Below are 20,188 nucleotides of genomic sequence, written 5' to 3' on the forward strand. Positions count from 1 at the left end.
ACCCGACCAGCCCCGTTGATCAAGAGGTGGGGAGGTGGGGGAGGGCGCGGAGTTGGCGCCAGAGGGCGGGGTCGCACCTGCCCGCGTGGTCCCGCAGGGCCGAGGTGGTGATCCGGATGGGTTCGCTGATGTCGAGGTAGCTGTCGTGGTCGGCGCCGGGGTCCCAGTCGCGGGTGGGGATGCGGACGTGGTCGTCCCGGTTGGACTTGTCCTGACTGGTGACCTTGAGCACGTCGACGCCCCGACCGTCGGCGCGCAGCACCACACAGGGGCGGACCTTCGAGCCGGTGCCGTCGGCGTACGGGACCTCGGCCCACCAGACCTCGCCGGGTCGGGGCGTGCCGGCGGGGGCCCGCTCGGCGGCGCGCGGCCGGGGCGGGGCGGCCGGTCGGCCCGGGGCCCGCGTGCCGGCGCCCCGGCCGGGGCGGGGGGCGGCGGACCCGGGGCGCGGTCGGTCCCGCTGCGGCCGGGGCCGGTCCCGCCGGGCGCGCTCGGGCCCGGAGTTCCGCCGGCGCCACTCGCTCCACGCCCAGCCCGCGACGACGGCCAGCACGATCGCCAGCGCCCAGAGCAGCCAGTCCGGCATCTGCGCCTCCCCATGTCCGGCGGCGGCCCCGGCACCGCCGACGTGCGGCGATCCTCGCACGTCGGCGGGGTGACGGCCCGCCGGGCGCGGCGGGCGGCCGGTGGATTGTCCTACCCGGCCGATACGGTGCGGGGGTAGCGTGATCACAGGAGGTCGCACGACGTGTCCGGTGGCGGCAAGGTGTCGGGGAGCGGCAAGGTGTCCGAGAGCGGCAGGGCGTCGAAGGGCGGCAGGACGTCGGGGGACGATCCGGCGGCGGCACCGGCGAGCGGCAGCGCGACCGGGGACGATCCGGCGGGGCCGGGCGCGTCGGTCGGGGCGGCCGGGGGTGGCGCGGAGGAGGCCGTACCGCAGCGGGTCACCCCGGCCCAGGAGGCGGCGGCGGGCGCCGACCCGACCCCCGAGACGCGGGAGCGGCACGCCACCCTGAGCCAGGAGTTGACCGAGCACCAGTACCGCTACTACGTCATGGACGCCCCGATCGTCACCGACGCCGAGTTCGACCGGCAGTTGCGCGAGCTGGAGGCGCTGGAGGCCGAGTTCCCGGCGCTGCGCACCCCGGACTCCCCGACCCAGCGGGTCGGCGGCACCTTCTCGACCGACTTCACCCCGGTCGCCCACGCCGAGCGGATGCTCTCCCTCGACAACGCCTTCGCCGACGAGGAACTGGCGGCCTGGGCCGAGCGGGTCGAGCGGGACGCCGGCGGCCCGGTGCCCTACCTGTGCGAGCTCAAGGTCGACGGGCTGGCGATCAACCTGACCTACGAGAAGGGCCGGCTGGTCCGCGCGGCCACCCGGGGCGACGGGCGCACCGGCGAGGACGTCACGGCCAACGTCCGCAGCATCCGGGACGTGCCGGCCCGGCTGACCCCGTCGGCCGAGTTCCCCGACATGCCCGAGTTCATCGAGGTGCGCGGCGAGATCTTCTTCCCGGTCGCCGGCTTCGCCGACCTCAACGCCAGCCTGGTGGAGCAGGGCAAGGACCCGTTCGCCAACCCGCGCAACGCCGCCGCCGGCAGCCTGCGCCAGAAGGACCCGCGGATCACCGCGTCCCGGCCGCTGCGGCTGGTGGTGCACGGCATCGGCGCCCGGGGCGGCTTCACCCCGACCGCCCAGTCCGAGTCGTACGCGGCGCTGAAGGCGTGGGGGCTGCCGACCAGCGACCGCTGGCGGGTGGTGCCCGACCTGGCCGGCGTCGCGGAGTTCATCGCGTACTACGCCGAGCACCGGCACGACGTCGAGCACGAGATCGACGGCGTGGTGGTCAAGGTGGACCCGGTCTCCATCCAGGGCCGGCTCGGCTCCACCAGTCGGGCCCCGCGCTGGGCGATCGCCTTCAAGTACCCCCCGGAGGAGGTCAACACCAAGCTGCTCGACATCGAGGTGGAGGTCGGGCGCACCGGCCGGGTGACCCCACGGGCCCTGCTCCAGCCGGTCAAGGTGGCCGGCTCCACCGTCGCCTACGCCACCCTGCACAACGCCCGCGAGGTGGAACGCAAGGGGGTGCTGATCGGCGACACGGTGGTGATCCGCAAGGCCGGCGACGTGATCCCCGAGGTGCTCGGCCCGGTGGTCGACCTGCGGCCCGCCGACGCCCGGCCGTTCGTCATGCCGACCAACTGCCCGGCCTGCGGCACCCCGCTGCGGCCGGAGAAGGAAGCGGACGTCGACATCCGCTGCCCGAACAGCCGTAGCTGCCCGGCGCAGCTACGTGAGCGGGTGTTCCACCTGGCCGGCCGGGGCGCGTTCGACATCGAGGTGCTCGGCTACAAGGGCGCGGCGGCGCTGCTGGACGCTCAGGTCATCACCGACGAGGGCGACCTGTTCGGCCTCGACGCCGAGCAGTTGGCCCGGTCGCCGTTCTTCGTGAACAAGGACGGCAGCCTCGGCAGCAACGCCGTGAAGCTGCTCGACAACCTCGCCGTGGCCCGGGAGCGCGACCTGTGGCGGGTGCTGGTGGCGCTCTCCATCCGGCACGTCGGCCCGACTGCCGCCCAGGCCATCGCCCGGCACTTCCGCTCGATGGCGGCGATCGAGGCGGCCGACGAGGAGGAACTGTCCTCGGTCGACGGCGTCGGCCCGACGATCGCGGCCAGCATCAAGGAGTGGTTCACCGTCGACTGGCACCGCGAGGTGGTCCGCAAGTGGGCCGAGGCGGGCGTACGGATGACCGAGGAGGCCGGCGACGAGGGGCCGCGCCCGCTGGAGGGGCTCACCGTCGTGGTGACCGGCACCCTGGCCGGGTTCTCCCGGGACCAGGCCGCCGAGGCGATCCAGACCCGGGGCGGCAAGGTGACCGGCTCGGTCTCCAAGAAGACCGGCTTCGTGGTGGTGGGGGACAACCCCGGCTCCAAGGCCGACAAGGCGGTCAGCCTGAAGGTGCCGGTGCTGGACGAGGAGGGCTTCCGGGTCCTGCTCGACCAGGGCCCGGACGCGGCCCGTGAGGTGGCCCGCATCGGCGAGTGACCCGGTCCGCCGCCCCGGGCGACCCGGGCCGCAGTGCGCCACCGACCCGGGCCGTAGGGCGCCACCGACCTCGGCCGCAGTGCGCCACCGACCCGGGCCGCAGGGGCCGGGTCGCGGGTCGCGGGGCTTGACCGCACCTGGCCGCGTATACCAACTTAATTACGACTACGACCGATTCGTGGCTGTCGTCTCGGAAAAAGCGGCACCCAGGGCGTTTCATGGGGGCACGACGGGCGCAGGGCCCGCCGTGGCCACTGCCCGGGAGGTGCGATGGCGGCCGCCGATCCGCGAAACTCCGTCCCGCCGGCACGGGTGACGTCCTTCTACGGCTTCGTCGCCGCCGTCGCGGCGCTGGCGCTGCTGGTCGCGGCCGGGCCGCTGGCCGCGCTGCCGGACCGGGTCGCCGCGCTGCCGGTGGCGTTCTGGACGATGGCGGCCCTCGCCGTGATCTGCGACGCGCGGCCGTTCGTGCCGCCGGGGCGCCGGCAGCCCTCGGCGGTCTTCCCGTCCACCTGCTTCACCTTCGCCATCCTGCTCGGCTGGGGGCTCGGTCCGGCCGTGGCGGTGCAGACGGTGGCGGTGGTCGTCTCGGGCTGGCGGATGGGGCACGCCGGCTGGCGGTCCGGCTTCAACGCCGCCCAGTACGCCTGCGCGCTGGCCGCCGCCGCCGCGGTCACCGGCCTGGGACCGGGCGGGATCTTCGGGGGCGGACACCTGGGCTGGCGGGACGTGCTGGCCGTCGGCGGGGCGGCGACGGCCTGGTTCGTGGCCAACTACGGCCTGGTCAGCACCGCCATCCGGCTGCGCTTCGGGGGCCGCTGGTGGCCCGGGGTCCGGTCGGGCCTGGGATACGAGCTGATCTCCACCGGGTCGCTGCTGCTGCTCGCCCCGGTGCTGGTGGCCGCCGCCCGGGCCAGCGCCGCGCTGATCCCGCTGGTGCTGGTGCCGCTGTTCGCGGTGTACCGGATGGCCCACCTCGCCGCCGAGCAGGAGCAGCTCGGCGCGCTCGACCCGCTCACCGGCCTGCCCAACCGCAAGGCGCTGCTCGCGGAGGTCGCCGAGCAGGTCCACCTGCACGCCGAGCGGGCCGCCCGGGGCGATCAGGACGCCCACCTGGCGCTGCTGCTGATCGACCTGGACCGGTTCAAGAACGTCAACGACGCGCTCGGTCACGCCGTGGGCGACCGGCTGCTGGTCGAGGTGAGCGCCCGGCTGGCCGGCGCGGTGGCGGACCGGGACCTGCTCGCCCGCCTCGGCGGGGACGAGTTCGCCATCGTCAGCACCGGGCTGACCGGGGTCGACGCCGCCCGGGAGACCGCCGAGCGGCTGGTGGCCGCGCTCGCCGAGCCGGTGGCGCTGGACGGGCTGCCGCTGGACGTCGGCGGCTCCATCGGCATCGCGATCTACCCCGAGCACGGGGAGGACTTCGCCACCCTGATGCGCCACGCCGACGTGGCGATGTACGACGCCAAGCAGCGCAGCGACACCGTCGCCGTGTACGCCGCCGAGTCCGACCACAACTCCGCCGAGCGGCTGGGTCTGCTGGCCGACCTGCGGCGCGTACTCGAATCGGGGCCGGCGGGGCGGGACGACGGTCGGGTGGCGGGCGGGGTGCGCGGCGGGGACGGCGCCGCGTTGCCGTCCGCCCTCGCCCCGGCGGTCGCCGGCCGTGGCGGCGCGGGCGGCTCGACCGACGGGTCGACCCGGTGGGGCGCCCGCCGGCGCCGGGAGCGCCCGGGGCAGGCCCACCCCGACGAGCTGATCCACCGGATCGTCACCGCCGCCGACCCGATCCGTCGGCGGGCCGCCGCGACCGGCGCCGGGCCGGAGCAGCCGGTCGAACCGGGCGGCGGGGCAACGGAGGCGGATTCCGGGACCGGGCCGGAGCCCGGGGCAGGGTACGCGGAGCCGGCCGGCCGGCCGGCGGGGCCGGACGAGCCGGGCGACCCCGGCGAGATCACCATGTACTACCAGCCGCAGGTCGCCATCGCCACCGGGGAGGTGGTGGGCGTGGAGGCGCTGCTGCGCTGGCGGCATCCGCGCCGGGGGATGGTCGACCCGGAGGAGCTGATCCGGGTCGCCGAGCAGAGCGCGGTGATGCGGCTGCTCACCCGCCGGGTGGTCGACGACGTGGTGGAGCAGTTGGCGAAGTGGTCGGCGGCCGGGATCACCCTGCGGGCGGCGCTCAACGTCAGCGTCCGGGACCTGCACACCGGCGAGATCGCCGACCAGATCGCCGACCGGCTGGCCCGGTTCGGCGTCCGGCCGGAGCGGCTGCAACTGGAGATCACCGAGGGCGCGCTGATGGCCGATCCGCGCCGGGTGCTGGCCACCATCTCCCGGCTGCACGGCATCGGGGTGGCCATCGCGCTGGACGACTTCGGCACCGGGTACTCGTCGATGCAGCACCTGCGCCGGCTTCCGCTGTCCGAGGTGAAGGTGGACCGGTCGTTCGTGCTCGGGATGGTCGAGGACGCGGACGACGCCGCGATCGTCCGGTCGATGATCGAGCTGGCCGGGGCGCTCGGGCTTCGGGTCGTCGCGGAGGGGGTGGAGGACGAGCGGACCTGGCGGCTGCTGCACGCCGCCGGCTGCGACGTGGCGCAGGGCTGGTTCTACGCCCGGCCGATGCCGGCCGAGGAGTTGGCCGCGTGGCTCGCCCGGTACCGGCCGCTGCGGCCGGCCGCGCGGGAGGCGGAGAGCCGGCCCCCGCACATCCGCTGACCCGCCGACCCCGCACGTCCGCCGGCCCTGCGGCCCCCGCACGTCCGCCGGCCCTGCGGCCCGCCGGCACCCGGGCGTCGGAGGGCCGGAGGGGGAGTCGGGGACGCCGGGCCGGTGCTGGACAATAGACTCGCTCCGGTCACCGCACGTCATCGTCAATCCGACGCGCGGCGGGCCACCGCCAGAACAGCACGACAGCCACGAAGGGGGCACTGATGGCCGCCATCTCCCGCGAGGAGGTCGCGCACCTGGCGCGACTGTCGCGGCTCGCCGTCACGGAGGAGGAGCTGGACACCTTCGCCGGCCAGCTCGACACGATCCTCCAGGCGGTCGCCCAGGTCGGCGAGGTCACCGCGGCGGACATTCCGCCGACCTCCCACTCCGTACCGCTGACGAACGTGCTGCGCGAGGACGTGGTGGTGCCGGGCCTGACCCCGGCGGAGGCCCTGTCGGGCGCGCCCGACGCGGAGGAACAGCGGTTCCGCGTCCCGCGGATCCTGGACGAGGATGTGGCGTCGTGACTGACCTGACCAAGCTGACCGCCGTCGAGATCGCCGGTCTCGTGGCCGGCGGGGAGACCTCGGCCGTCGAGGTGACCCGGGCCCACCTGGACCGGATCGCCGCCGTCGAGGACCGGGTGCACGCCTTCCTGCACGTCGACGCCGACGGCGCGCTCGCCGCCGCGCGCGCGGTCGACGAGCGCCGGGCGGCCGGCGAGGAACTGGGCCCGCTGGCCGGCGTCCCGGTGGCCGTCAAGGACGTGCTGACCACCAAGGGCGTGCCGACCACCGTCGGGTCGAAGATCCTTGAGGGCTGGCGCCCGCCGTACGACGCGACGATCGTGCAGCGGCTGCGGGCCGCCGGCACGGTGATGCTCGGCAAGACCAACATGGACGAGTTCGCCATGGGCTCCTCCACGGAGTACTCGGCGTACGGGCCGTCCCGCAACCCGTGGGACACCGACCGCATCCCGGGCGGCTCCGGTGGCGGCAGCGCCGCCGCGCTGGCCGCGTACGAGGCGCCGCTGGCGATCGGCTCGGACACCGGCGGCTCGATCCGCCAGCCGGGTGCGGTCACCGGCACCGTCGGGGCGAAGCCCACCTACGGCGGCACCTCCCGGTACGGCCTGGTGGCGTTCTCCTCCTCGCTGGACACCCCGGGCCCGTGCGCGCGTACGGTGCTGGACGCGGCGCTGCTGCACGCGGCGATCGGCGGCCACGACCCGCGCGACTCCACCTCCATCCCGCAGCCGGTGCCCGACGTGGTGGCCGCCGCGCGGCTCGGCGCGACCGGCGACCTGACCGGCGTGCGGCTGGGCGTGGTCACCGAGTTCTCCGGCGAGGGCGGCGAGCCGGGCGTGACGGCCGCGTTCCGCGAGTCCGTCGACGCCCTGGCCAAGCTCGGCGCGGAGATCGTCGAGATCTCCTGCCCGCACTTCAAGTACGCCCTCCCGGCGTACTACCTGATCGCGCCGAGCGAGTGCTCCTCGAACCTGGCCCGGTTCGACGGCGTCCGGTTCGGGCTGCGGGAGGGCGACGACGGCAACCGGTCGCTGGAGGAGGTCATGTCGCTGACCCGGGACGTCGGCTTCGGCTCCGAGGTCAAGCGCCGGATCATGCTCGGCACGTACGCCCTCTCCTCGGGCTACTACGACGCCTACTACGGGCAGGCGCAGAAGGTCCGGACCCTGATCACCCGGGACTTCACCGCCGCGTTCGAGCGGGTCGACGCGCTGATCTCGCCGACCACGCCGTTCGTGGCGTTCCCGATCGGCGCGCGCACCGCCGACCCGTACCAGATGTACCTGGCCGACCTGTACACCATCCCGGCCAACCTGTACGGCGGGCCGGGCATCTCGGTGCCGTGCGGGCTCGCCGACGGGCTGCCCGTCGGGCTCCAGGTGATGGCCCCGACGATGGCCGACGACCGGATGTACCGGGTCGCCGCCGCGCTGGAGTCCGCGGTCGGTACGTTCACCCCACCGGCACTGTAGGTAGGAGCACCGATGACGACCACCCTGCCCGCGTACGACGACGTCGTCGCGCGCTACGAACCGGTGATCGGCCTGGAGACCCACGTCGAGCTGGGCACGAACACGAAGATGTTCTGCGGCTGCCCGACCGACTTCGGCGGCGAGCCGAACACCCGGGTCTGCCCGGTCTGCCTCGGCCTGCCCGGCTCGCTGCCGGTGGCGAACAAGGCGGCCATCGAGGCGACGATCCGGATCGGCCTGGCGCTGAACTGCTCCATCGCGCAGTGGTGCCGGTTCGCCCGGAAGAACTACTTCTACCCGGACATGCCGAAGAACTTCCAGATCAGCCAGTACGACGAGCCGCTCTGCGTCGACGGGTACCTCGACGTGGAGGTGAACGGCGAGCTGGTCCGGATCGGCATCGAGCGGGTGCACCTGGAGGAGGACACCGGCAAGACGCTGCACGTCGGCGGCGCCACCGGCCGGATCCACGGGGCGACCGAGTCGCTGGTCGACTACAACCGGGCCGGCATCCCGCTGGTGGAGATCGTCACCAAGCCGGTCCCCGGCATCGGTGCGCTCGCCCCCGAGGTGGCCCGGGCGTACGTCGCCGAGCTGCGCGACGTGATCCGCTCCCTGGGCGTCTCCGACGTGCGGATGGAGGAGGGTTCGCTGCGCTGCGACGTGAACACCTCCCTCAACCTTCCCGGCGAGGAGTGGGGCACCCGCACCGAGACGAAGAACGTCAACTCGCTGCGCTCGGTGGAGCGGGCGGTCCGCTCGGAGATGCTGCGCCAGGCGTCGGTGCTCGACGCGGGCGGCCGGATCACCCAGGAGACCCGGCACTTCCAGGAGGACACCGGGGACACCCGGCCGGGCCGGTCCAAGGAGACCGCCACCGACTACCGGTACTTCCCGGAGCCGGACCTGGTGCCGCTCGCCCCGGACACCGCGTGGGTGGCCGAGCTGAAGGCCGCCCTGCCGGAGCTGCCCCGCCTGCACCGCCGCCGGCTCCAGCAGGACTGGGGCCTGTCCGACGCCGACATGCAGTCGGTGCTCAACGCCGGCGCGGTCGAGCTGATCGAGGCCACCGTGGCCGCCGGGGCCACCCCCGCCGGCGCCCGCAAGTGGTGGCTGGGCGAGCTGTCCCGGCGGGCCAACGAGGCCGGCATCGAGCTGGCCGACGTCGGGGCCACCCCGACCCAGGTCGCCGAGCTCCAGGGCCTGGTCGACGCCGGTAAGCTCAACGACAAGCTGGCCCGGACCGTCCTGGAGGGCGTGGTGGCCGGTGAGGGCTCACCCACCCAGATCATGACCAACCGGGGCCTGGAGGTCGTCTCCGACACCGGCGCGCTCACCGCCGCCGTGGACGAGGCGATCGCCGCGAACCCGCAGATCGCCGAGAAGATCCACAGCGGCAAGGTCGCGGCGGCCGGCGCGCTGGTCGGCGCGGTCATGAAGACCACCCGCGGCCAGGCCGACGCCAAGACCGTCCGCGAGCTGATCCTGGAGCGCCTCGGCGTCCAGGGCTGACCCCCGGGAGGGCCGCCGCCGAGCGGGCGGCGGCCCTCCCGCCTTCTTCGAGTACGCGGCCCCCGCACCCCCTCGCGAGGGCGTCAACGGCGACGCCCGGATGGAGCCACCGTGAACCAGCACGACCTCGATGTCCTCGACGAGATCCAGCGGCGGGTGCTCTGGCTCGCCACCCGGATCGTCGACGCGGCCAACCACGACCGGGCCACCGGCGACGGGGTGAAGGTCGGCGGCCACCAGGCCTCCAGCGCCTCCCTGGTCACCGCGATGACCGCGCTGTGGTTCGCCCACCTCGACGCCGAGGACCGGGTCGCGGTCAAGCCGCACGCCTCCCCGGTCTTCCACGCCGTCCAGTACCTGCTGGGCAACCTGGACCGGTCGTACCTGCCGAGGCTGCGCGCCCGGGGCGGCCTCCAGTCGTACCCGTCGCGCACCAAGGACCCGGACGGCGTCGACTTCTCCACCGGCTCGGTCGGCCTCGGCGCCGCCGCGCCGCTGTTCGCCGCCGTCACCCGCCGGTACGTCGACGCCCACTTCGGCGAGCGCCCGCACTCCCGGTTCGTGGCGCTGATCGGCGACGCCGAGCTGGACGAGGGCAACATCTGGGAGGCCGTCGCCGACCCGGCCACCACCGGGCTGGGCAACGTGATGTGGCTGGTCGACTTCAACCGCCAGTCGCTGGACCGGGTCGTCCCCGGGGTGCGGATCAACCAGTGGCGCGGCCAGTTCGAGGCCGCCGGCTGGCACGTCGTCGAGGTCAAGTACGGCCGCCGGCTCGCCCAGGCGTACGCCCGGCCGGGCGGGGAGGCGCTGCGCGACTGGATCGACGCGATGCCCAACGAGCAGTACCAGTCGCTGTTCGGGCTGGCCGGCCCGGCGCTGCGCGCGCAGTTCCTCGACGGGGCGCCGGCCGGGATCGCCGAGTTCATCGCCGACGTCCCCGACGACGAGCTGGGCCCGCTGGTCACCGACCTGGGCGGGCACGACCTCGCGGCGATGCTCGACGCGTACGCCCAGTGCGACGCGGTCACCGACCGGCCCAGCGTGGTCTTCGCGTACACGGTGAAGGGGTGGGGGCTGCCGATCGCCGGAAACCCGCGCAACCACTCGGCGCTGCTGTCCACCGAGCAGGTCGACGCCCTGCGCACCGCGCACGGGCTGACCGCCGAGACCGAGTGGGACCGGCTCGACCCGGCGACCCCGGCCGGCATCCGGGCCGGTGAGCGCCGGGAGGCGCTGTCCCGGGCGCCCCGCGAGCGGGCGCTGCCGGTCACCGTCCCGGAGGCCACCCGGGTACGCGCCAACAAGCCCGTCTCCACCCAGGAGGTCTTCGGCCGGGTGCTGGTGGACCTGGCCCGGGACGAGAAGCTGGCGCCGTACCTGGTCACCACCGCGCCGGACGTGGCCACCTCGACCAACCTGGCCGGGTTCATCAACAAGACCGGGGTGTTCGCCCCGACCGCGCAGCGCTCCTGGACGGAGGACCGGATGCTGCGCTGGACGGAGAGCCCGTCGGGCCAGCACATCGAGCTGGGCATCTCGGAGATGAACCTGTTCCTGCTGCTCGGCCAGCTCGGCCTGTCCTGGGACCTGTCCGGGCAGCCGCTGCTGCCGGTCGGCACGGTCTACGACCCGTTCGTGCTGCGCGGGCTGGACGCGTTCCTGTACGGCACGTACTCCGGCTCCCGGTTCGTGGTCGCCGGCACCCCGTCGGGCATCACCCTCGCTCCCGAGGGCGGCGCCCACCAGTCGACGATCACCGCCTCGGTCGGGCTGGAGCTGCCGGGGGTCACCTTCGTCGAGCCGGCGTACGCGGCCACGCTCGACTGGCTGCTCTGCGACGCGCTCGGCCAGATCGCCGCCGGTGGCGCGCCGGCCAGCACCGCCGCGCCGGCCGAGGACGGGGCGTACTACTTCCGGCTCAGCACCCGCCCGATCGACCAGGCCCCCTTCGAGGCGGCCCGGGCCCGGCTCGGCGACGCGGTGCTGCGCCGGCAGGCGGTCGCCGGGGGTTACCGGCTGGTGGACGCGCACGAGGCGGACCCGCACCTGGCCGACGCCCCGGTGGTGCAGCTCGCCGCGTCCGGCGCGGTGCTGCCCGAGGTGCTGGCCGCCGCCGCCGAGCTGGCCGAGGAGGGCATCGCCGCGCACGTCGTCGACGTGACCAGCCTGGACCGGCTCTACCGGGCCTGGCAGCGCACCCTGCGCCAGGGCGTCCGGACGGCCACCGTGCCGAGCGTCCCCGGGGCGCTGCGGTCGGCGTTCGCCGACCGGGTGCCGGTGGTGACCGTGCACGACGCCGCCTCGCACGCCATGGCCTGGCTCGGCTCGGCCCTCGGTGCGCCCGCCGTGCCGCTGGGGGTCGACGAGTTCGGCCAGTCCGGCAGCGTCCACGAGCTGTACGAGCTGCACGACCTGCTGCCCGGCAGCATCGTCAACGCCGCCCTGGCCGCCCTGTCCCTGCGCTGACCCCCGCCCGGCCCGCCTCAGCGGGTCGGGGTGGGGGTGACCGGGACCTCGGCGCCGGCCTTCGGGTTCTGCACCACGTGCCGCTCCAGGTTGACCTGCGCCTGGCCGGTCCCGCCGACGGTGATGTCGTCGTACGCCTGGAGCAGCTTGTCCTTGTCGAGGTAGAGCACCGTCATCGACAGCGGGGTGGGCTTCTCTCCCTCCAGGCCACGCAGCCCGGCCCCGCCGGTGGACCCCTCCACCATGAGCTGGGTGGCCGTCTGGCCCGGCACCTGCGGCAGCTTGGAGACCTGCCGGGCGTGGGTGTGGCCGGCGAGGACCAGCGGGCAGGTGCCCGACAGCGGGCCGGCGGACGCCGGGTCGTGCACCAGGGCGATGTCGACCGGTTTCGGCGAGTCGCGGACGGTGGCGGCGAGCTGGTCGCCGGCCCCGATCACCTGGTCGGCGACCTGCTTGGTCAGGCCGCTGCCGGCGGGCGAGGTCTCCTTGTCCGGGGTGAACCGGGGGTCGCCGATGCCGGCGATGGTCAGCCCGGCGACGGTGGTGGTCGAGTTGTTCAGCACGATGGCGTTCGGCTGCTGGGCCACCGCCGCCGACGTCTTGCCCGAGTCGTGGTTGCCCCGGATGTAGACGTACGGCTTCTTGAGCAACCCGATCGAGCCGACGAAGGACGCCTCCGGCTCGCTGCCCCAGTCGGTGAGGTCCCCGGTGTCGATCACCACGTCGATGCCGAACTGCTCGACCACCGTGCGGATGAGCTGCCAGGCGGTCGGGTTGAGGTGCATGTCGGAGACGTGCAGGACCCGGGTGGTGCCGGGCGCCGGCTCGTACACCGGCAGCGCGGACACGGTGGTGTAGAGCTGACTGACGTTGCCGACGAGGCGCTGGAGCTGCTCGGCGTACTTGGTGTAGTCGTTGGCGATCCTCCGGGCGTCGCCGACGATCGCCGGGGCGTTGACCAGCAGCCCCTCGTACCGGGGCTCCTCGATCGCCTGCGGGCGGAGGGTGGACGCGGCCAGGCCGAGGCTGGCGGCGGTGACCGTCAGGGCCAGTCCCCCGGCCCAGGCGGTGCGCCGGGCGTCCCGGAAGACCAGGGCGGCCAGCAGCAGGGTGACCAGCAGCGTCGCGCCGATGGTACGCAGGCCGAGGCGCATCACCCCGGTCCGGACGTCGGTGACGGCGGACTGGCTGGCCCGGCTGATGCTCGCCGGGTCGTCGATCAACGCCTCGGTGCGTCGCTGGTCCAGCGCCCCCAGCCCCACGGTCAGGTGGGTCGGCCCGTCGTGGCTGTCCAGTTGCAGGGCGCCCAGCGGCGGGATGTCGACGGTGGTGCCGCCGGTGAGCGCGGGCGCGAGGGTCAGCTCGGCCCGGAACGGGCCGATGTCGGTCTGCACCCGCCCGCCGGCGAGGGTGCCGAGCACCACCCCGGCCAGGGCGATCGCCACGACGGCGAGCGCCACGCCCACCCGGCGGGCGACGGCCCGGCCCCGGCCGGCCGGGACGGCCCCGCGCCGGCGCCGCAGGGCCGAGCGCCGGCCACGACCGGTCGCCGGGGTGCCGGCGTCCCCGGCGTCCCCGGCGTCCCCGGTGTTCCGCTGTTCGTTCTCCTGGCCGTCCATGCTGAGATTCTGACCTGCCCAATGAAGGATCTTGGCAAACCTGGGATTCCGGAGCGCGCGCCGCGCGGACCGGGGTGTTACGGCCGGGGCTAGCTGCGCCCCGCGCCGCCGTCGGAGAAGACCAGCCGCAGGATGCGGTCGTCCTCGGGGGCCGGCTCGCCCCGCCCGTCGTGGTTGGAGGTGGTGACCCAGATCGACCCGTCGGGCGCGGCGACCGCCGCCCGCAGCCGACCATACCTGCGGGTGAACATCTCCCGGGGCTGACCGAGCACGGTGCCGGCGTCGGTCAGCTCGACCAGCCAGAGCCGCTGCCCGCGCAGGCAGGAGGTGACCAGCAGCCGATCGGTCGCCGCCAGGCCCGAGCAGGACGCGTCGGAGGTCTTCCACTGCACCAGCGGGTCGGTGTACCGCTTGTCGCCGGCCTTCCCCTCGACCCGGGGCCAGCCGTAGTTGCCGCCCCTGGTGATCAGGTTGATCTCGTCCCAGGTGTTCTGGCCGAACTCGACCGCGTACATCCGCTTGCCGGCGTCCCAGGCGAGGCCCTGCACGTTGCGGTGCCCCAGCGACCAGACCGGGGACCCCGGGTACGGGTTGCCCGGGGCCGGCTTGCCGTCGGCGGTGATCCGCAGGATCTTGCCGCCGAGGCTCTTCTGGTCCTGCGCGGACTCCCGGTTGCCGGCGTCGCCGGTGCTGGCGTACAGGTGGCCGTCCGGGCCGAAGGCGAGTCCGCCGCCGTTGTGGGTGCCGGACCGGGGGATGCCGGTCAGGACCGGCGTCGGCCGGCCGCCCAGCTCCAGCCTGACGATCCGGTTGTCCCGCTCGGCGGTGTGGTAGACGAAGACCGTCCGGTCCGTGGCGTAGCGGGGCGACACGGCGATGCCGAGCAGGCCGCCCTCCCCGCCGGCCGCCACCTCGGGCACGGTCTGCACGGCGGTGACGGTCAGCCCGTCCCGCCCGGATCCGGGCCCGACCCGGAGGATCCGGCCGCTGTCCCGCTCGGTGACCAGCGCGCCGCCGTCCGGCAGGAACGCGATCCCCCAGGGCACCCGCAGGCCCTTGGCCAGCACGGTGGCGACCACCTGCTGGCCGGCGCCGCCGTCGGGGGCGGACGCGGACGGGGTCGGCAGGTTCGGCGGCTCGCCGGCAGGGTCCGGGTCCGGCTCGCCGAAGCTGCATCCGGCGGCGGCCAGCAGCAGCGCCGCGCACGACGCCGCGGCCACCGCGCGCACGGCACTCTTCCGGGGGTACGGGGGACGGGCGTTCACCCGGCCCAGCCTAGCCGCCCGGACCGGCCCGGGCGGGCGCGCGCGGGGCCGGTCCGGGCGGGGCCGTCACCGGGGGTCGATGCCCGGTCGTCCCCGACCGGCGGCCCGCCGGCGCCGGGTGGTCCGCACCGGGTGGTTCGGCCCCCGCCGGCGGGGCGCCCGCGCCGCCGGGCGGCTATCGTCGTCGGGCGTGAAGGTATGGATTCCGCACCCGGTCGGCCGCGACCTGCTCGGCGACGTGCCGCCCGGGGTCAGCGTCGAGGTGGCCGAGTCGCCGTCCCGCCTCCCGTCCGACCCGGCCGACGTGCGGTTCTGGGTGCCCCCGTTCCTGTCCGGCGGGGACGCCACCGCCCTGCTCGGCGAGCTGCCCGACCTGCGGGTGGTGCAGCTCCTCTCCGCCGGGGCCGACGCCTGGGCCGGCCGGGTCCCGGCCGGGGTGGCGCTCTGCGACGCGCGCGGAGTGCACGACTCCGGCACCGCCGAGTGGGTGGCCGGCGCGATCCTCTCCCAGCTGCGCGGCTTCCCCGCCTTCGCCGTCGCCCAGTCCCGCCGCGAGTGGGCGTACGACCGGGTCTGCCCGACCGACGAGCTGGCCGGCAAGCGGGTGCTGATCGTCGGCGCGGGCTCGATCGGGGCGGCGGTGCGCGCCCGGCTGACGCCGTTCGAGGTGACCTTCACCCTGGTCGCCCGGACGGCCCGCCCCGCCGAGGGGGTGCGCGGGGTCGACGAGCTGCCGGCGCTGCTGCCCGAGGCCGACGTGGTGGTGCTGCTGGTGCCGCTGACCGAGGCCACCCGGGGCCTGGTCGACGAGGAGTTCCTCGCCGCGATGCCCGACGGCGCGCTGCTGGTCAACGCCGCGCGCGGCCCGGTGGCCCGGACGGACGCGCTGGTCGCGGAGTTGGCCTCCGGCCGGCTGCGGGCCGCGCTGGACGTCACCGACCCCGAGCCGCTGCCCGCCGACCACCCGCTGTGGGAACTGCCCAACGTGCTGCTCACCCCGCACGTCGCCGGCTCGGTGCGCGGGCTGCTGCCCCGGGGGTACCGGCTGGTGGGGGAGCAGGTGCGGCGGTTCGTCGCTGGCCAGCCGCTGGTCAACACGGTCTCGGACGGCTACTGAGCCGCCCCGGCCAATCCGGCCGACGCTCGGCCCGCCGGCGTGGGGTCGGGCGGTCGGGGTCAGGTGGTCGACTCGGGCGGGCGGGCCGTCGGGGTCAGATGGTCGGGCCGGGCAGGGTCTGGCCCGTGACGGCGACGAGCCGGGGCAGTTCGGTGCCGCGTACCGCGGGCAGGACCACCCACTCGCCGTCGTCGAGCCGGGCGACGGCCCGGCCCCGGGCATCGGCGGTCAGCTCGACGATCCGCTCCCAGCCGATCCGGCGCTGCCCGGCCAGCGCCCGCAGGCGCAGCTCCCGGGCGTCCGCCTCGGTGCCGGAGCGCCAGGCCCAGACGGCGACGGCGAGCGGGACGAGCAGCACCGGCAGGAAGTACCACCCGGCGCTGGCCAGCGGCAGCGCCCCGATGAAGGCGATCACCGCCGCGACCAGGATCGCCTGGTTGGGGCGGAAGCGGACGGTCTCGGCGCGGCTCACCCCCCGATGATCCCACCCGGGCTGGGCCGGGCCCCGGGCGGGCGGGGGCGCGGGTGACCGGCGCCATGATAGTGACTTGAATCACTCATGTTCGCGGCCTGGTAGCCGTTTCCTGCGGTGTCGATGGATCGTTCCCTCATGTTGGGCCGGCGAACCCGTCGCGCCCACGCCGCCCCGGAACGCCACGCCGGGCGACGCCGTCGACCGCAACCGCACCGTCGTACCGCACCGTCGTACCGCACCGTCGTACCGCACCGCCCGTGCCCCCTCACGAAGGCGATCGCCGTGTCCGTCGCGTATCCCTCCGGCGCCTCCCGCAGCCTCCCGCGTCCCGCCGACCTGCTGGCGCTGGCGACGGCGGCGGTGCTCGTCCTCGCCGGCCTGGCCGGCGCGGTCCCGCCGCTGGCCGCGGTGGCGCTCGCCGGCGCCGCCGGCAGCGTCCTGGCCGGCGTCCGGCTGTCCCTGCTGGCCGTGCCCGTCAGGCATGCCGGGCCACCGGGCGGCGGCCCCGACCGGGCCGGCCGCCGCGCCACCCGCTGCCGCTCGGCCGCCGGGCTGCTCGACGCGGCGGTGGCCGCGGTCGGGCTGACCGTCGCGGTGCTCCCGCTCGTCGGCGCCGGACTGCGGGTCGCCGTCGGCGCGGCCGGCCTCGGGGTCGCCGCCCTGCTGCACACCGGCGGGCTGCTCCTGCTGCCCGGCCGCAGCCGGCTGCCGAACCGGGCCCGGGTCCGCCGCGCCGTCGACATCGTCAGCCTGGGCCTGAGCCTGATCTTCGCCGCCTGGGTGCTGCTGCCGCCGGGGGAGACCCCGCCGGCCGCCCGGGTCGCGGTGGTGGCCGGCGGGTTCGGTCTCGCGGCGATCGGTGTCGCGGCGCTGGCCGACTGGCAGCGCCGGCCGGGCGCGGCGATCTGCCTGCTCGGCGCCGGGGCGGCCCAGTTCGGCCTGCTCGCGCTGATCGTGCTGCTCGCCTACGAGGCCCCGGACCGGGCCCTGCTGACCACCGTCGGGCCGCTGGTGGTCGGGGCGCTGCTCACCGCCGCCGGGGTCCGCCGGGTGGCTGCCGGCGACCCCCGCCGCCCGGGCGGCCCGCCGCCCGTCTGGCCCCGGGTCAGCGCGCCGGCCGCGATCGCCACCCTGGCCGCCGGCGGGCACCTCTACGCGCACGGCGACTTCACGCCGGGGGCGATCCTGCTCGGGCTGGCGGTGATCCCGCCGCTGGTGGTCCGGGAGCTGATGACCGCCACCGACAACCGCCGGTACGCCGCCCGCCTCGCCGCCCAGGAGGCGCACTTCCGGGCCCTGGTCGCGGGCGGCAACGACCTGATCCTGCTGCTCGACGACGCGCTGCGGGTGCGCTGGCAGTCCCCGGCCGGGACCCGGCTGTTCGGGCTGACCGACGCCGACGTGCTCGGCCGGCCCTTCGCCGACCTGCTGCACCCCGCCGACGCCCCGCGCGCCGCGCTGCTGCTCGACGAGGTGCGCGCCGGTGCCCGGCCGACGCTGCTGGTCGCCCGGATGCGCGACGGACACGGGGCGTGGCAGGAGACCGAGTCCACGATCAGCGACCAGCGCGGGGCGCCCGAGGTCCAGGCGCTGGTGCTGCACGTGCGTGACGTCGGCGAGCGCCGTCGGCTGGAGCGCGCGGTGCACCAGCTCGCCGCGACCGACCAGCTCACCGGGCTGGCCAACCGGCGCGAGCTGCTGCGCGAGCTGGCCGCCCGGCGGAACGGGGCGCTGCTGGTGGTGGACCTGCACGGCCTAGGGGTGGTCAACGACGGTCGCGGCCACGCGGTCGGCGACGTGGTCGTGGTGGAGGTGGCCCGCCGGCTGCGCGCGGCGGTCGGCCCGGACGACCTGGTGGCCCGGCTGGTCGGCGACGAGTTCGGCGTGGTCACCACCGCCGGCCCGGTGCTGGCGTACGCGCTGGGCACCCGGCTGCTGGAGGCGCTCGGCGAGCCGTACCGGGTGGCGGGCGACGAGGTCCGGTTGCAGGCCAGCATCGGCCTGGCCGAGATCTTCGGCGCGGCTGGCGACGGCGTGCTGCGCCAGGCGGACCTGGCCCGCCGGCGGGCCGCCCAGCTCGGCCGGGACCGGATCGAGTGGTACGACGCGTACCTGGAGGAGCAGCTCGTCCGCCGGCTCGACCTGGAGCGGGAGCTGCCCGGCGCGGTGGCCCGGGGCGAGCTGGACCTGGTCTACCAGCCGGTGCTCGGGCTGGCCGACCGGCTGCCGGTGGGCACCGAGGCGCTGCTGCGCTGGCGCAGCCCGGTGCTGGGCACCGTGCTCCCGGCCGAGCTGCTCCCGGTCGCCGAGGACCTGGACCTCCTCGGCGAGGTGGGCCGCTGGGTGCTGGACCGGGCCTGCCGCCAACTGGCCGACTGGTCGGCGGACCGGCAGCTCTGGATGTCGGTGAACGTCACCCCTCGGGAGCTGGCCGCGCCCGACTTCCTCCAGCGCGCCGCGGCGGTGCTGGCCACCCACGGGGTGCCGCCGGACCGGCTGGTGGTCGAGGTGGCCGAGCCGCGCATCGGCGCGGAGTTGCCGACGGTGGTGGCCCGGCTGGCCGGGCTGCGCTCGCTCGGCGTGCGCACCGCGCTGGACGACTTCCGGGCCGCGCACGCCTCGCTGGCCCAGTTGCGCCGGCTCCCCATCGACCTGCTCAAGCTGGCCCCGCACCGGGTCGACGGGGCCGACGGCGGGCACCACCCGCTGGTCGACGTGGTGGTCAGCCTCGGCGATCGGCTGGGCCTGGAGATCGTCGCCGCGCAGCTCGAGACGCCGGCCCAGGTGGCCGCCGCCGGTCGGGCCGGCTGCCGCTACGGGCAGGGTTTCGCGCTCGCCCGGCCGGCGACCGCCGAGCGGGTGGAGGCGTACTTCGAGGAGTTCCCGTCCGCGTCCAGGTGAGGTCCCGGGGGCGGGGTGCTGAACCGGTTCACCTGACCCGGGGCGGGGCGGTGCTGCCCCGGGGCGTCAGGTGCGCGGTCTCGTCCTGGAGCCCGCTGGTCGGCTCGCCGGCGATCACCCGGAGCAACTGCCGGGCGGCGTGCGCGCCGTACGCGGGGATGTCCCGGCCGAGGGCGGTCAGCGGCGGGTGCACGAGCTGGCACAGCGGGGAGTCGTCCCAGGCGACGATCGACAGGTCGCCGGGAACCTGCAGACCCATCTCCTGGGCCACGGACAGCCCGGCTATCGCCATCACGTCGTTGTCGTAGATGACGGCGGTGGGGCGGCCCGGTGAGCTGAGCAGCCGTCGGGTGGCCCGCGCTCCCTCCTCGCCGGTGTAGTCCGACCAGACGGTGACCGACTCGTCGAGCCCGAGCCGCCCGCACACCTCGGTGAACGCGTCGCTGCGGATCTCGGTGTGCAGCAGCGCGGGCAGGCCGCCGACCCGGGCGATCCGGCGGTGGCCCAGGGCGACCAGGTACTCCACCGTCTCGGCCAGCGCCGCGGCCTCGTCGGACCAGACGCTGGCCAACGAGCCGGTGTGCCCGGGACCGCCGATCACCACGGCCGGCAGTTGCAGCTCCTCCAGCGCGGGTACCCGGCGGTCGTCGGTGCGCAGGTCGCAGACGAAGACCCCGTCCACCCGGCGCTCGGCCCACCAGCGCCGGTAGACCGCGATCTCCGCGTCCTGGTCGGCGACCACCTGGAGGGTCAGCGCGTACGACCGGTCCGACAGTTCGGCCTCGACGCCACTGATCAGCTCCATGAAGAACGGCTCGATGCCGAGGGTCCGGGCCGGGCGGCACAGGGCCAGGCCGACCGCCTCGGCGGTGGCGCCGGAGAGCGCCCGCGCGGCGCTGCTCGGGCTGAACCCGATCTCGGCGGCGATGGCCAGGATGCGCTGCCGGGTCGCCTCGGAGACGCCGGGCTGTCCGTTCAGCGCGTACGAGACCGCGCCCTTGGAAACCCCGGCCCGCCGTGCGACGTCGGCGATGGTCGGCCGCTTCACCGGCGTGTCTCCT

13 protein-coding genes are annotated in these 20,188 nt (G+C 75.5%); 8 read left to right on the forward strand and 5 right to left on the reverse strand.

Going from position 1 to position 20,188, the window contains the following annotated elements:
* Positions 1 to 19: 19 nt before the first annotated feature.
* Positions 20 to 586 (reverse strand): type II toxin-antitoxin system PemK/MazF family toxin, encoded by a 567-nt coding sequence (locus C5N14_RS05580; RefSeq protein ID WP_117666127.1) that lies wholly within the window; start codon positions 584 to 586, stop codon positions 20 to 22.
* Between the two features lie 198 nt (positions 587 to 784).
* On the opposite strand from C5N14_RS05580, the gene ligA reads away from it, so the two are divergent.
* The 6 genes from ligA (at position 785) to C5N14_RS05610 (ending at position 11,750) form a co-directional block, all read left to right on the forward strand.
* Positions 785 to 3,052: an NAD-dependent DNA ligase LigA gene (gene ligA, locus C5N14_RS05585; protein ID WP_243639205.1), complete on the forward strand. Its 2,268-nt coding sequence runs from the start codon at positions 785 to 787 to the stop codon at positions 3,050 to 3,052.
* Between the two features lie 270 nt (positions 3,053 to 3,322).
* The gene (locus C5N14_RS05590) at positions 3,323 to 5,776 is read left to right on the forward strand and encodes a bifunctional diguanylate cyclase/phosphodiesterase (RefSeq protein ID WP_117666129.1); all 2,454 of its coding nucleotides are present in this window, start codon (positions 3,323 to 3,325) and stop codon (positions 5,774 to 5,776) included.
* A gap of 215 nt (positions 5,777 to 5,991) precedes the next feature.
* Positions 5,992 to 6,297, forward strand: a complete 306-nt coding sequence (gene gatC, locus C5N14_RS05595; RefSeq protein WP_117666131.1) for an Asp-tRNA(Asn)/Glu-tRNA(Gln) amidotransferase subunit GatC — start codon at positions 5,992 to 5,994, stop codon at positions 6,295 to 6,297.
* Positions 6,294 to 7,769 (forward strand): Asp-tRNA(Asn)/Glu-tRNA(Gln) amidotransferase subunit GatA, encoded by a 1,476-nt coding sequence (gatA, locus tag C5N14_RS05600; RefSeq protein WP_117666133.1) that lies wholly within the window; start codon positions 6,294 to 6,296, stop codon positions 7,767 to 7,769. Before gatC ends, gatA begins: the two co-directional genes overlap by 4 nt.
* A gap of 12 nt (positions 7,770 to 7,781) precedes the next feature.
* Complete coding sequence (gatB, locus tag C5N14_RS05605) at positions 7,782 to 9,281, forward strand: Asp-tRNA(Asn)/Glu-tRNA(Gln) amidotransferase subunit GatB (RefSeq protein ID WP_117666136.1); 1,500 nt, start codon at positions 7,782 to 7,784, stop codon at positions 9,279 to 9,281.
* A gap of 111 nt (positions 9,282 to 9,392) precedes the next feature.
* Positions 9,393 to 11,750 (forward strand): transketolase C-terminal domain-containing protein, encoded by a 2,358-nt coding sequence (locus tag C5N14_RS05610; RefSeq protein ID WP_117666138.1) that lies wholly within the window; start codon positions 9,393 to 9,395, stop codon positions 11,748 to 11,750.
* A gap of 17 nt (positions 11,751 to 11,767) precedes the next feature.
* Here the strand turns inward: C5N14_RS05610 and C5N14_RS05615 are convergent, their stop codons facing one another.
* Together C5N14_RS05615 and C5N14_RS05620 are read right to left on the reverse strand one after the other, a co-directional pair.
* The gene (locus C5N14_RS05615) at positions 11,768 to 13,369 is read right to left on the reverse strand and encodes a metallophosphoesterase (RefSeq protein ID WP_117666140.1); all 1,602 of its coding nucleotides are present in this window, start codon (positions 13,367 to 13,369) and stop codon (positions 11,768 to 11,770) included.
* Positions 13,370 to 13,458: 89 nt separating this feature from the next.
* A complete protein-coding gene (locus C5N14_RS05620) occupies positions 13,459 to 14,634 on the reverse strand; it encodes a sorbosone dehydrogenase family protein (RefSeq protein WP_117666142.1) in 1,176 nt (391 codons plus the stop codon).
* 190 nt (positions 14,635 to 14,824) lie between these two features.
* Here C5N14_RS05620 and C5N14_RS05625 point away from each other — a divergent pair, with 190 nt between their 5' ends.
* Entirely contained in the window at positions 14,825 to 15,751 is a 927-nt protein-coding gene (locus tag C5N14_RS05625) for a 2-hydroxyacid dehydrogenase (RefSeq protein ID WP_117666925.1), read from the forward strand.
* A gap of 94 nt (positions 15,752 to 15,845) precedes the next feature.
* Here the strand turns inward: C5N14_RS05625 and C5N14_RS05630 are convergent, their stop codons facing one another.
* Positions 15,846 to 16,223 (reverse strand): PH domain-containing protein, encoded by a 378-nt coding sequence (locus C5N14_RS05630; RefSeq protein ID WP_117666144.1) that lies wholly within the window; start codon positions 16,221 to 16,223, stop codon positions 15,846 to 15,848.
* 285 nt (positions 16,224 to 16,508) lie between these two features.
* Here C5N14_RS05630 and C5N14_RS05635 point away from each other — a divergent pair, with 285 nt between their 5' ends.
* Complete coding sequence (locus C5N14_RS05635) at positions 16,509 to 19,127, forward strand: putative bifunctional diguanylate cyclase/phosphodiesterase (protein ID WP_371685798.1); 2,619 nt, start codon at positions 16,509 to 16,511, stop codon at positions 19,125 to 19,127.
* Positions 19,128 to 19,155: 28 nt separating this feature from the next.
* Here C5N14_RS05635 and C5N14_RS05640 read toward each other — a convergent pair whose 3' ends face one another.
* Positions 19,156 to 20,175, reverse strand: coding sequence for a LacI family DNA-binding transcriptional regulator (locus C5N14_RS05640; RefSeq protein WP_117666146.1), 1,020 nt, complete (start codon positions 20,173 to 20,175; stop codon positions 19,156 to 19,158).
* Positions 20,176 to 20,188 lie beyond the last annotated feature (13 nt).

Origin of the sequence: Micromonospora sp. MW-13 (assembly GCF_003434305.1) — a bacterium.
Lineage (GTDB): Bacteria > Actinomycetota > Actinomycetes > Mycobacteriales > Micromonosporaceae > Micromonospora.

Excerpts from the sequence above, each read along its gene's own strand:
- C5N14_RS05590 (WP_117666129.1), top strand. The coding sequence starts at position 3,323 with ATGGCGGCCGCCGATCCGCGAAACTCCGTCCCGCCGGCACGGGTGACG.
- gatC (WP_117666131.1), top strand. The coding sequence starts at position 5,992 with ATGGCCGCCATCTCCCGCGAGGAGGTCGCGCACCTGGCGCGACTGTCG.
- gatB (WP_117666136.1), top strand. The coding sequence starts at position 7,782 with ATGACGACCACCCTGCCCGCGTACGACGACGTCGTCGCGCGCTACGAA.
- C5N14_RS05615 (WP_117666140.1), bottom strand. The coding sequence starts at position 13,369 with ATGGACGGCCAGGAGAACGAACAGCGGAACACCGGGGACGCCGGGGAC.
- C5N14_RS05580 (WP_117666127.1), bottom strand. The coding sequence starts at position 586 with ATGCCGGACTGGCTGCTCTGGGCGCTGGCGATCGTGCTGGCCGTCGTC.